Here is a 12,335-nt window from a genome sequence, read left to right on the forward strand (position 1 = left end):
GGGGCTGGGACACGGGCCTTAGGGTGGGGGCGAGGCCGGCCGTGGTCGCCCTCGCCCTGCAGGCCGACAAGGGGCCGCACCCGACGGCCGCGGCCGTACGTCCGAGCGCCTCGGCATCGGCGGGGGCGCACCCGCACGCCTCGTCGAAGCCCAGGCCGAAGACGTCCGCCGCCCCCGCGCTGCCGGGTGCCTCGGGCACGGGTCGCCGTGTCGTCTACTCCCTCGGGCAGAAGCGGGTCTGGCTGGTCGACGCGAGCGGCAAGGCCGGCCGCAGCTTCACGGTGTGGCCGGGCACGGTGACCCCCGCCCCCGGCACCTACACCGTGTCCAAGACCCTGGCGTCCACCACCGGCTCCGACGGCGTGCAGATCGAGCACGTCCTCTACTTCGCCAGCAGGTCGGGCCTGTCGATCGCCTTCTCCAACGCGGTCGACGGCGCGTCCCCGCCGCCCGCGGCCTCCGGCAAGCAGACCGGCGGCATCCGCATGCACAAGGCGGACGGCGCGGCGCTGTGGACCTTCGGTACGGAACCGAACACCCGGGTGACGGTCGTCAAGTAGCCGCGAGCGGCCTCAGCCGTCCGACCGCTCGGGCAGCTGCACCACGACCAGGGTGATCCCGGTGAGCACGAGGACGCGGGTCGCCGCGTCCAGCCCGTTCCAGGTCTTCGACTGCCACATCGCGAACCACTCGCCGCCGATCGCGATGAACCCGGCCCCGAACAGCAGCATGAGCATCAGCAGGCCGTAGGTGGAGAGCTGCCGGGCGCGGTCGTGGTTCCGCCGCGCCCAGAACCAGGTGCCGGCGACGAGCACGAGCGCGGCGACCGTCTCCCACACGATGATGGCGATGTACGCCGCGTCCTGAAGCCCCTTGCTGGTGATCGCCCGCCACATCAGGTCGTCGTCCTTGAACGTCGTGTCCATCGCGAGCACATGGCGCACGAACTGCTGGTTGGTGCCGAAGTCCGTGATGTTCCCCAGCGCGACGAGCGTGATGTAGAGGGCGACGGTGGCGGTCAGCAGGGCCGCGGCGAGGCGAAGGGTACGTGAGGTGGGAGTGGCCATAGTGATGATCTTTCCCTGCCGCACCCTGCGCGTGCCGCTCGGATTGAGCCAGAATGGCAGGGCGGTGGCTCCGGAGGAGGGGACGGACGGATGGCGCAGGCGCGGCCGTCGATGCAGGAGCTGATCGGCCGGCGCAGGCGGGCCGGTTTCGTGGGCCGCCTTGCCGAACGGGCCGCCTTCCGCGCGAACCTGGCCGTCCCGCCCGAGGACGAGCGCCATCGGTTCCTGTTCCATGTGCACGGCAACGCGGGGGTCGGTAAGACCTTCCTCGTACGGGAGTTGGAGCAGATCGCGCAGGAACTCGGCGCGCCGACCGTCTACATCGACGAAGGCGTCGGCAGCGTACCCGAGGCCATGGCCGTGATCGGCACCCAACTCGCCCGGCAGGGGCACCGGTTGAAGGAGCTGGACCGGATGCTGACCGCGCACCGGGAGCGCCGGCACGAGGCGGAGGCGGCCGCCCTGACCGTCCCGGAGCCGGACGAGCCGTCGGCGGGCAGTCTCGCCGTGGCGCGCGCCGGACTGGTGGGCCTCGGACTGGTCCCGGTCGCCGGTGCCTTCGCCTCGGCCCTGGACGCGGACCGGATAGCCCAGGGCGCCGACCGGCTGCGGGCCGGGCTCAGCGCGCGCTTCCGCAACCAGGAGGACGTGCAGCTCGTGCTGTCCCCGGAGCGGGTCCTGACACCGGTGCTGCTCGCCGAGCTGGCCGCGGTCGCGTCCACGGTGCCGTGGCTCGTGCTGTTCCTCGACACGTACGAGCGGACCGGGCCGTTCCTCGACGGCTGGCTGCACGAGCTGATGACCACCGACCGGTACGGCGCCCTGCCCGCCAACGTCGTCGTGGTGACCTCCGGCCAGCGCCCCTTCGACACGGCCCGCTGGGGCGGCTTCGCGGACTTCATGACCGACGTGCCGCTCGGGGCGTTCACGGAGGAGGAGGCACGGGGGCTGCTGGCGGACCGGGGCGTGCGGGACGAGCCCGTCGTCGCCGAGGTGCTGCGGCTGACGGGCGGGCTGCCGGTGCTCGTCACCACCCTCGCCGAGGCCCGACCCGCCGGCCCGGACGACGTGGGGGACCCGAGCGCGGACGCGGTGGAGCGGTTCCTGAAGTGGGAGCGCGATCCCGTACGGCGCGGTGTGGCCCTGGCCTGCGCGCTGCCCCGGCGGCTGGACGCTGATGTGTTCCGGGCGGTGGTGGAGTGCGACGAGGCAGAACTCAACACCCTGTACGCGTGGTTGAGGGGGCTGCCGTTCGTCGACGCGCGCGACGAGCGGGTGCGGTACCACGACGTCGTACGTGCGCCGATGCTGCGGTTGCAGCGCAGGCGGTCGCCGAGGGGGTGGGGGGAGCTGCACCGGCGGCTGGCCGGGGTGTTCGAGGGCTGGCGGGCGGAACTCGAAGGGGAGCGGAACGGGGAGGAGTTGTGGGCCGACGCGGAGTGGCGGGAACTGCGGCTGGCCGAGTCGTACCACCGGTTGTGCGCGGAGCCCCGGGAGGCGCTGCCGGCGGTGCTGCGGGACGTCGTCGACGCCTGCGCCGACGGTGACGCCACGGCCCAGCGGTGGGCACGGGTGCTGATGGACGCGGGGGAGGACGCGGGCGCCGGCGCCGTGGCTCGCTGGGGGAGCGAACTGGCGGAGGCCCTCGACGGAGGCGGAGTGGCCGCCGCGGTCGGGCGGCTGCTGTACCGGGCGGGGTTCGACGATCCGGCGCTGGCGGTCGCCCACGTGGTGCGCGGCAACGCGTTGCGGCGCGAAGGGGCGTACGGGGAGGCGATGGCCGAGTACCGCCACGCGATCGCGGCGGATCCGGAGCTGGTGCGCGCCTACCACGGCCGGGCCATCGCCCACGGCGAGCTGGGCGACTACGAGGCGGCGCTCGCGGACGTGGAACGGGCCGTGGAGCTGGCGCCGGACGACCCCCTGGGCCATACGGTGCGGGGCGAGTACCACCGCATGCTGCGCCACCACGACGAGGCGATCCGGGAACTGGACGAGGCGATCCGGCTCGACGCGGCCAACGACTTCGCCTGGGCGTCCCGGGGTGCCACCCGGCTCGCCCGGGGTGAACTGGACCGGGCTCTCGACGATCTGAACCGCGCGCTGGACCTCAACCCGGAGTACGCGTGGGCGCTCGCCCGCAGGGCCCGCCTGTGGCGCGCCCGGGGGGAGCCCTCCCGGCAGCTGGCCGATCTCGACCGTGCCCTCGCCCTCCATCCCGACTGGGCCTGGGGCCGCTGCGAACGCGGTGACGCCCTGCGCGGGGCCGGCCGTGACGAGGAGGCCCTGGCCGACTACGACCGCTCACTCGAACTCGACCCCGACTACGCGTCGGGCCACGCCAGCCGGGGCGCCTCGCTCACCAACCTCGGCCGTCACCGGGAGGCCCTGGCCGACCTGGACCGTGCCCTGGAGCTCAACCCCTCCTACCCCTGGGCCCTGTGCCGGAGGGCCGAGGTCCACCTCGCCCTCGGCATCCCCGACCAGGCCCTGGCCGACGCGGAACGGGCCTGCGCCCTGAGCCCCGACGACGACCGAGCCCGGGCTCTGCTCAGCGCCCTGCGAACGCCGGGAACCCGGCCCACGAGGTTCCCGTGAACGCGGGCCGGGCCCCGTCCTCGTCCTTGGAGTCGCGGATGTGGAGGGTGGTGTCGGCGGGGGCCGGCTGACACCGGCCTCACCCGCTGACCGGCTCCCCGGTCACCAGCGGTCGCACCTTCGTCAGCATCAGGTCCAGGAACTGTTCCGGGTGCCGGAAGGACGCGAAGTGGCTGGCCCCGCGGATCAGGGCGAAGTCCTTGACCGGCGCGGTGACCGCGTCGACGAAGCGGCGGGCCGGCTCGGGCGGGGTCAGGACGTCGCTGTCGCCCTGGAAGACGAAGAACGGGAGGCGGAAGGCGGTGCCCTCGGCGTACTCGTCGACGGTCATGGCCTGCGGGCCGAGCCGCTCGGCGAAGTTCATGCCCTTCAGGTAGGTGCGCAGCCCGCGCAGGGTGTGCAGGGGGGAGAACCAGAGCGAGCGGATCACGACCGTCTTCATGGTGTCGTAGGTCAAGGGGTCGGTGGTGACCACGGTCTTGGCGTGCTCCGACCACTGGCGGGCGGTCCAGGCCGGCCGGTTCGGGCCGATGGCCTTCATCGCGGCCAGCTCCTTGCGCTTGCCCGACTTCTCCAGGCGGGCCAGCAGGGCCTGGTACGCCGAGTCGTCGCGGCCGCCGCCGATGATGTTCTGGTCGGTGCCGACATAGGCCGAGTACAGCTCGGGGTGGTTGCGGGCGAGACGGAGGCCGGTGACCGTCCCGAAGGAGTTGGCGACCAGGAGGAGCTTGCCGACGCCGAGGCGGGTGCGGACGTGGGCCGTGACCTCCAGGGCGTCCTGGTGGATCCGGTCGAGGGTCACCTCGCCCTGTCCGGCCGGTCCGCCCTTGGCGAAGGTGCGGCCGCCGCCCCGCATGTCCCAGCGGACGATCGTGAAGTGCCGCTCCCAGGCGCGGGTGCGCGGGATGAAGATCAGGTTGGAGGCTCCGGGGCCGCCGTGGATCTCGAGGATCACCGGGTTGGTGAGGTCCTCCCCGCGGATGGAGATCCACTGGTCGATGCCGCCGATGCGGACGTATCCGGACTCGTCGATGCCGTTCGGGGTGGTGATGCACAGGCTGCGGGCGTTCGCGGCGCGCTTGAGGCCGCGGTGGCCGAGGAGGCCGGCCGCGGGAGCGGCGAGGAGGGTGGCGGCGGAGGCGGTGAGGATGGTGCCGAGCATGAGTTGTCCCCCTAAACTGTTTATGCCATCAGCTATTGCGTTTACGATATATACAGTTGGAGGCCGGAGGCAAGGGGCTCCGCCGGACCGGCAGAGGGAGAGGACCGTCATGGCCAAGGGCAGCACCAGGGGCACGGACCCCGACAAGCCGCGTGACCTGCGGGCGAGCGTCGCGCTGCTCTGGGGGGAGCAGGACCGGCCGACCCGTGGGCCCAAGCCCAGCCTGTCGCCGCAGCGGATCGCGGCGGCGGCGGTGGAGCTCGCGGACGCCGAGGGGCTGGACGCCGTGTCCATGAACAAGGTCGCCGCGGGGTTCGGCGTCTCGGCGATGGCGCTGTACCGGTACGTGCCCGGCAAGGCCGAGCTCGTCGAGCTGATGGTGGAGTCCGTGCTGGCCGGGGGGCCGCGGCTGTCGGACACGGGCGGGGGCTGGCGGGTGGGCGTACGGGAGTGGACCCGCCGGTGCTGGGAGGTCTACGCGGCCCACCCCTGGCTGCTGGCCGCGACCGCCATGCGCCGTCAGGTCATGGGCCCCCACCAGCTCCAGTGGCTGGACGCGGCGCTCGCGGCCCTGGAGCCCACCGGGCTCACCGCCGCCCAGCGCCACCAGGTCTTCCTGCTCCTCGTCGGTCTGGTCCGCAACCTGGCCCAGCAGCTGATCGACTTCGACGAGGAGCGCGACCGGGAGTGGAACAGCCTCACCGGCGAACTGCTCGGCCGGCACGCCGAGCGCTTCCCGGCCCTGACCAAGGCCATCGCGGAGGGCGCGTTCGAGCCCACCGGGACCGATCCCCTCGCCTTCGGCCTCGACCGGATCCTGGACGGGGTCGAGGCGCTCGTCGCCGCCCAGAACTGACCACACGGGGTCAACCCGGCCCACATTCCGCATACCGAACCGACCCCTGAACGGACCGTTCCCGGTCGATTACAGTGCTGAGCTGTCGTACGTACGGCCGGTGCCGTGAGGAGGTCTTGGTGGGTGCGACATCCGGTGCCGTCTGGGGCCGCGCCGAGCAGCAGGACTTTCGCAGCAGGGTGCGCGGCACCCTGCTGGGGGCCGCCGTGGGAGACGCCCTGGGCGCCCCGGTCGACGGGCTCACCCTGGAGGAGATCCGTACGTCGTACGGTGTGGACGGCCTCGTCGACCTGGCCTTCGGGTACGGCCGGCGCGGCGCCGTGACCCACCTCACCCAGCTCACCCTGTTCACGGTGGACGGGCTGATACGCGCCCAGGTCCGCCGCGACACCGGCGCCTGGCACCCGCCGACCGACCTGCACCGGGCGTATCTGCGCTGGGCGGCCACCCAGCGGGACTGGGGCCCCGACGAGCGCCGCAAGGACGACGGCTGGCTGGCCCGGGAGGAGTGGCTCTACGCCCGCCGCGATCCCGCGCGCTCGCTGCTGATCGGCTTCGGGGACGAGAACATGGGCACGCTGGAGGCGCCGAAGAACCCCGCCGACCTGGGGCCGGAGGCCGTCGCCCGCTCGGCGCCCTTCGGCCTGCTGGTCGGCTGGGAGCCGCAGCTGGTGGTGCAGCTGGCCGTGGAGTGCGCGGCCCAGACCCACGGCCACCCCACGGCGTACCTGTCGGCGGGCGCGTACGCGGTGATCGTGCACGCGCTGGCCCGCGGCGACAGCCTGGACGGCGCCGTGCAGCGCTCGCTCGCCCTGATCGCGGCCCGCCCCGGCCACCAGCCCGTGTCGGACGCCCTCCAGCACGCGCTGGGCTCGGTGCGGCAGGGGATGCCCGGTCCGGCGCGGGTGGAGGAACTGGCCGGCGACGGGGCCGCGGACGGTCTCCTGGCGGCCGCCGTCTACTGCGCCCTGGTGGGTGAGGACGTACGGCACGGTCTGTGCCTGGCGGTCAACCAGGCCGGCCCGTCGGGCGCGGCGGGCGCCCTCACCGGCGGGCTGCTCGGTGCGCTGCACGGCGAGACGGCCCTCCCGCCGGCCTGGCTGGCCGAGCTGGAGGGCCGTCCCACGATCCTGGAACTGGCCGACGACTTCGCGATGGAGATGACCCAGGGCCCCGCGCTGCACGGGCCCGCCGGGTCGGCGCCCGGGTGGCTGGCGAGGTACCCGAGGGGCGCTTAGGGGGTGTCCCCGGGCGGTCTCGGTCAGTCCTTGACCGGAGCGCCCACCGTGTCGTCCCCGGCCCCCGCGGGAACCGGCACGGCCGGCGCCTCGGCCCCGTCGCCGTCCGTGTTGAGGCGCTCGATGACCGCGAGCCGCTCCGGGGTGTCCTCGGGCTTGAGGTAGCCGAGGAGGATGTACAGGAGCAGGGACACGGCCAGCGGTACGGACACCTGGTACTGGAGCGGGACCCCGCCGTCGACGTTCCGGTCGACCGGGTAGTTGACCAGCCAGAAGGCGAGCAGACCGGCGGCCCAGCCGGTGAGCGCGGCCGTCGGGCCGGAGCGGCGGAACGGGCGCAGCAGACCCAGCATCATCGGGATCGCGATCGGGCCCATCAGACCGGCGACCCACTTGATCACGACGGTGATGATGTCCTTGAACGCGGGCGAGTTGACCTGGGTCGCCACGGACATCGACAGGGCGAGGAACACCACCGTGGTGACGCGGGCCGCGATCAGCCCCGACCGCTCGTTCCAGCTCCTGGCCCGCGCCGACAGCACCGGGGCCACGTCCCGGGTGAAGACCGCGGCGATGGCGTTGGCGTCGGAGGAGCACATGGCCATGGTGTGCGAGAAGAAGCCGACGACGACCAGGCCCAGCAGGCCGTGCGGCAGCAGCTGTTCGGTCATCAGGGCGTAGGAGTCGGAGCCGTCCGGCTTCTGCGCGTGGACGAGGAGCGGTGACATCCACATCGGGAAGAAGAGGATCACCGGCCAGACGAGCCACAGGACCGCCGAGAGCCGTGCGGACCGGGTGGCCTCCCGGGCGCTGCCCGTCGCCATGTAGCGCTGGGCCTGGTTGAGCATGCCGCCGTTGTACTCGAAGAGCTTGATGAACAGGAACGCGAGCAGGAAGACCGTGCCGTAGGGGCCGACCAGCGGTTCGCCGTGGCCGTGCAGCGCGGGTTCGTCCCAGGCGCCGAGGAAGCCGAGGTTCTTGTCGTCGAGCTTCACCACGACCGCGACGAACATCGACAGCCCGGCCAGCAGCTGGATGACGAACTGGCCCAGTTCGGTGAGCGCGTCCGCCCACAGGCCGCCGATGGTGCAGTAGACGGCCGTGATGGCGCCGGTGATGAGGATGCCCTGGTTGAGCGAGGCACCGGTGAAGACGGACAGCAGCGTGGCGATCGCGGCCCACTTCGCGCCCACGTCCACGATCTTGAGCAGCATGCCGGACCAGGCCAGCGCCTGCTGGGTGGGCAGGTTGTAGCGGTTCTTCAGGTACTCCAGCGGGGACGCCACGTGCAGGCGCGAGCGCAGCCGGTTGATGCGCGGCGCGAACAGCCTCGAGCCGATGGCGATGCCCAGCGCGATCGGGAAGGACCAGGTGACGAAAGAGGTGACGCCGTAGGTGTAGGCGATGCCCGCGTACCCGGTGAACATGACCGCGCTGTAGCCCGACATGTGGTGCGAGATGCCGGACAGCCACCACGGCATCTTTCCGCCGGCCGTGAAGAAGTCGCTGACGTCGTCCACGCGCCGGTGGGACCAGACGCCGATGGCGACCATGACGCCGAAGTAGGCGATGAGCACGGTCCAGTCGAGGCCGTTCATGTGCCACCCTTCCAGGGTCCGCCTTGTGAACTCCACTCAGCTGGCCGGCACTTCGCATGAGCGGAGCGGGGACGGTGAAGGCCGCGAAGTGCCCGCTCATCGTGGGTTCGGTTACGCGAGCACGACAAGCGAGCGTAAGGTCAAGAGCGCGCAAAATTGTTCGCTTTCCTGACCTTGGTTCACCTACATGAACGGATCGACTGATCCGTCGGCAGGTCCGGGGCGGCGCCGTGTCAGCGCATCAGCTCCCCCGCGTTGACCAGCAACGACTGTCCCGTGATGGCCCTCGCCCGGTCCGACGCCAGGAACACCGCCGCGTCCGCCACGTCCGCGTCCGTCGCCAGCTCGGGGAGCGCCATCCGGTCCGCGAGTCGCCGCAGCACATCCGCCTCCGGCACCCCTTCCGTGTGCGCGGTGAACTGCACGTAGGCCCGCACCGGCGGGCCCCACATCCAGCCCGGCAGCACCGTGTTGACCCGGATCCGGTGTGGCCCGAGTTCCCGCGCCAGCGAGTACATGGCGCTGGTCAGCGCCCCCTTCGAGGCGGCGTACGCGGCCTGTTTCACCTGCGAGGGCGCGGCCACCGCCGACTGCGTACCGATGAACACCACCGATCCGCCGCACCCCTTGAGCGCCGGCAGGCAGGCCCGTGTCATCCGCAGCGACCCGAGCAGGTTCACGTCGATCACCGACTGCCAGGTCGTGAAGTCCGCGTCCTCGACCCCACCGAAGCAGGAGTCCCAGGCGGCCACGTGGACCACGGCGTCGATCCCCCCGAACCGCTCCCGGGCCAGCCCCGCGAGCGCCTCGCACTGCCCCTCGTCCGTGATGTCGGTCGCCCGGTACGCCGTGTGTGCCCCGTCCGGATCGATCTCGGCCGCGCTCTTGGCGAGGTTCGCCTCGGTGCGCGCCCCGAGCACGGCGTTCCCCCCGTCCCGTACGACGGCCGCCGCGACCTGGTGCCCGAGTCCGGCCCCGACCCCCGAGACGACGACGGTCTTGCCCGCGAGCAGTGACATTGCGACCCTCCCGGCCCTGGCGCTTTATCTGACGGTCCGTCAGAGTATGGGCGACCGGAGAAGGAAGGAAGGGGAACGGCATGAGCGAGGAGACCCGGAGCGACCTGTACGCCGACCTGGCCGCCGTGGGCCCGTACGCGGTCCCGTTCGGCCACGCCCTGATCACCATGGTCGAGCCGCACCCCGGCCACGAGTACGCCTACAACCGCTGGTACGAGGACGACCACTACTACGCGGGCGCGATGGCCATGCCCTGGATGTACGCCGGCCGCCGCTGGGTGGCGACCAGGGACCTCCAGCTCCTGCGCTACCCGGAGAAGTCGGCGATCGCCCAGCCCGTCACGGCCGGCTGCTACATCTCGACGTACTGGATCACCGACGGCCGCTACGACGACCACATGAGGTGGACCGTCGCCATCAACAGGCGCCTCAACCGGGACGCCCGCGTCTACCAGGACCGCACCCACGTCTTCACGGCCTTCCAGGACCACGAGACGACGGTCTACCGGGACGGCGCGGCGGGCCCCCGCGACTTCCACGCCCTCGACCACCCGTACGCGGGCCTGGTCGTCGAGGTCATCGACGCGGAGTCCTCCGCCCGGCGCGCCGAACTCCTGGAGTGGCTCCGCTCCCGGCACCTCCCGAAGCGGGTGGCGGCCTCCCCGACGGCCATGGTGACCGTCTTCCGCCCGACCCCGCTGCCCGGCGACCGCATGACGTATGTGAAGCAGGTCGAGGGCGTCGACACCCGGCTGACCCTGCTGTGGTTCCTGGAGAGGGATCCACGGGAGTGCTGGGAGCGCCACTTCACCGGCCTCGACGAGCAGGTCACCGAGGCGGGACTGGGCCGGGTCGAACTGGTGGCACCGTTCATCCCGACGGTGCCGGGCACGGACCACTACGTGAGGGAACTGCGCAGCTGACCGAGGCGGGTGTGCGGGCGGGAGGCGGGGCTCTGGGGGCGGAGCCCCCAGAGGGTCACTTCAGCTCGTCCGGACAGGGCGTGCCCCGGGGCAACTGATACGGCGCCGCCAGGTGATACGTGCCGGCCCGCGGAGCGATCAGCATCGTCCACTTGTCCCCCTTCGCGTCCTCCGGCGTCTCCATCAGGCACCCGTTGACGTTGTCGTACGCCTTCGGCATCCCCTCGGCCCGGTGCTTGGACGCCTCTGTCTCCTGCGGCGGCTTCAGGCTCTTGCCGTGCTCGTCGACGACGCTCAGCCAGGGCGAGTACGGGATCTTGATCAGGATCCGCCCGGCCTTGCGCACCTCCAGCGTCATCTCGCCCTGCTCGGCCCGGTCCACCACGGCGTCGGGCTCGGCGAGCTGCGTCGCGTCGGTCACCCGGAACAACTGCCAGTTGGCGTCGCCCCAGATCTGCTTCAGATACGGCATGCCGCGCTGGACGAGGGCCCGCTCGCGCTCGCCGCCGTCCCCGTCCGGCTCGCCCTTGGGCAGCACCACGAAGTGGACGGCCCAGCGCTGGAGCCATTCGTGGTAGTTCGCCGAGTTGAGCGTGTCGTCGTAGAAGAGCGGGTTGCGCTCCATGTCGGCCTGCCGGTTCCAGCCGCGGGCCAGGTTCACGTACGGCGCGAGCGCGGAGGCCTCGCGGTGGGAGCGGGCCGGGATCACCTCGACGCGGCCCTTCTCGGCGCCGACCCCCTGAAGTTCGTTGACGAGCGGCGCGAGCTCGCGCGCCCAGGACGCGGCCGGGGTGGTGTGGATGATGTCGTCGACCGACTTGAAGCCGATCCAGCCGACGAAGCCCAGGAACCCCAGCACGGTCACGTACCACTTGCGCGAGCGCGGCTTCGTGTACGGCAGCGCGGCGATGAGCGTCGCACCCGCGAACAGCATCGGAAGCCGGGATATGTTCGAGCCGATCTGCGAGCTGATCAGCCACACCAGGACGACCCCGAGGCTGTAGACGGCGGCCGTCAGCCGTACGGTGATCCACTCCTTGGGGACGAGGAACAGGCACAGCAAGCCGTACAGGAGGGGCAGCACCACCGATCCGAAGATCATCGGCTGGGTGCCCGAGAACGGGAACAGCCACGCCGAGACGGCCACCACCGCTGTGGGTGCGAGTCCCAGTGCCCACGCGCCCGGCCGCCGCTTCTGCAGGAACAGCGCGACCGCGACCAGGCCCACGAACAGGCCGGCGACCGGTGAGGACATCGTGGCCAGGGCGGCCAGCGGGGCGGCGACCAGGGCCTTCGCCCAGCGTTTGTACCGCCACCGGTACGGCCAGCAGAAGACGGCCGCGACCGAGCCGAGCGCGAACATCGTGCCGAGCCCGAAGGTCACCCGCCCGGAGATCGCGTTGCAGATCAGCGCGAAGACGCCGGCGAGCGAGACCCACAGCGGGTTCTTCACCGCTCGGCTGCGGATGAGGACCAGTGTGAGCAGGCCGGCCGACACGGTCCCCGCGATCATCATCGTCGTGCGGACGCCGAGGACGGACATCAGATACGGCGACACCACGCTGTAGGACACCGGGTGCATACCGCCGTACCAGGCGAGGTTGTACGCCGAGTCCGGGTGCCGGCCGACGAACTCGGCCCAGGCGTCCTGCGCCGCGAGATCGCCCCCGCTGTTGGCGAACGTGAAGAACCAGATGATGTGCAGCACACCCGAGAGCGCGGTCATGGACAGCACGGGGTGCAGCAGCAGCCGCTGCCGGAGGGGCTCGGCGGCGGTCAGGAGCCGGGCCCCCCGGCGGGTGCCGCCGTCCGCGCGGCCTTCGTCACGGACGCGCGACGAATCCCCGTGACCGTCGTTGTCGGCGTGGCGCGGT

Annotated in this window: 10 protein-coding genes; 5 read left to right on the forward strand and 5 right to left on the reverse strand. The window is 71.9% G+C overall.

Features of this window, described 5'->3' with window-relative positions:
- The coding region (locus ACFW2E_RS17250; RefSeq protein ID WP_384467187.1) for a hypothetical protein at nt 1-560 on the forward strand (560 nt) is incomplete at its 5' end.
- A gap of 12 nt (nt 561-572) precedes the next feature.
- Here ACFW2E_RS17250 and ACFW2E_RS17255 read toward each other — a convergent pair.
- Nucleotides 573-1,067 carry a DUF2165 domain-containing protein gene (locus ACFW2E_RS17255; RefSeq protein ID WP_384467189.1) on the reverse strand — a complete coding sequence of 165 codons (495 nt, stop codon included), beginning with the start codon at nt 1,065-1,067 and terminating at the stop codon, nt 573-575.
- A 90-nt stretch (nt 1,068-1,157) separates the two neighbouring features.
- On the opposite strand from ACFW2E_RS17255, the gene ACFW2E_RS17260 reads away from it, so the two are divergent.
- On the forward strand, nt 1,158-3,665 hold the full coding sequence (locus tag ACFW2E_RS17260; protein ID WP_384467191.1) for a tetratricopeptide repeat protein: 2,508 nt from the start codon (nt 1,158-1,160) through the stop codon (nt 3,663-3,665).
- A 79-nt stretch (nt 3,666-3,744) separates the two neighbouring features.
- Here ACFW2E_RS17260 and ACFW2E_RS17265 read toward each other — a convergent pair whose 3' ends face one another.
- Complete coding sequence (locus ACFW2E_RS17265) at nt 3,745-4,827, reverse strand: alpha/beta fold hydrolase (RefSeq protein WP_384467193.1); 1,083 nt, start codon at nt 4,825-4,827, stop codon at nt 3,745-3,747.
- A gap of 109 nt (nt 4,828-4,936) precedes the next feature.
- On the opposite strand from ACFW2E_RS17265, the gene ACFW2E_RS17270 reads away from it, so the two are divergent.
- Nucleotides 4,937-5,683: a TetR/AcrR family transcriptional regulator gene (locus ACFW2E_RS17270; protein WP_384467195.1), complete on the forward strand. Its 747-nt coding sequence runs from the start codon at nt 4,937-4,939 to the stop codon at nt 5,681-5,683.
- A 119-nt stretch (nt 5,684-5,802) separates the two neighbouring features.
- Nucleotides 5,803-6,921 (forward strand): ADP-ribosylglycohydrolase family protein, encoded by a 1,119-nt coding sequence (locus ACFW2E_RS17275; protein ID WP_384467197.1) that lies wholly within the window; start codon nt 5,803-5,805, stop codon nt 6,919-6,921.
- 23 nt (nt 6,922-6,944) lie between these two features.
- Here ACFW2E_RS17275 and ACFW2E_RS17280 read toward each other — a convergent pair whose 3' ends face one another.
- The gene (locus ACFW2E_RS17280; protein ID WP_384467198.1) at nt 6,945-8,519 is read right to left on the reverse strand and encodes a sodium:solute symporter family protein; all 1,575 of its coding nucleotides are present in this window, start codon (nt 8,517-8,519) and stop codon (nt 6,945-6,947) included.
- A gap of 233 nt (nt 8,520-8,752) precedes the next feature.
- Nucleotides 8,753-9,538: an SDR family oxidoreductase gene (locus ACFW2E_RS17285; protein ID WP_384467200.1), complete on the reverse strand. Its 786-nt coding sequence runs from the start codon at nt 9,536-9,538 to the stop codon at nt 8,753-8,755.
- 80 nt (nt 9,539-9,618) lie between these two features.
- On the opposite strand from ACFW2E_RS17285, the gene ACFW2E_RS17290 reads away from it, so the two are divergent.
- Nucleotides 9,619-10,461, forward strand: a complete 843-nt coding sequence (locus ACFW2E_RS17290) for a hypothetical protein (RefSeq protein ID WP_384467201.1) — start codon at nt 9,619-9,621, stop codon at nt 10,459-10,461.
- 55 nt (nt 10,462-10,516) lie between these two features.
- Here the strand turns inward: ACFW2E_RS17290 and ACFW2E_RS17295 are convergent, their stop codons facing one another.
- Nucleotides 10,517-12,187 carry an MFS transporter gene (locus ACFW2E_RS17295; protein WP_384467207.1) on the reverse strand — a complete coding sequence of 557 codons (1,671 nt, stop codon included), beginning with the start codon at nt 12,185-12,187 and terminating at the stop codon, nt 10,517-10,519.
- Nucleotides 12,188-12,335: the final 148 nt, after the last annotated feature.

The sequence above is a fragment of the Streptomyces sp. NPDC058964 genome, from assembly GCF_042741275.1.
Lineage (GTDB): Bacteria > Actinomycetota > Actinomycetes > Streptomycetales > Streptomycetaceae > Streptomyces.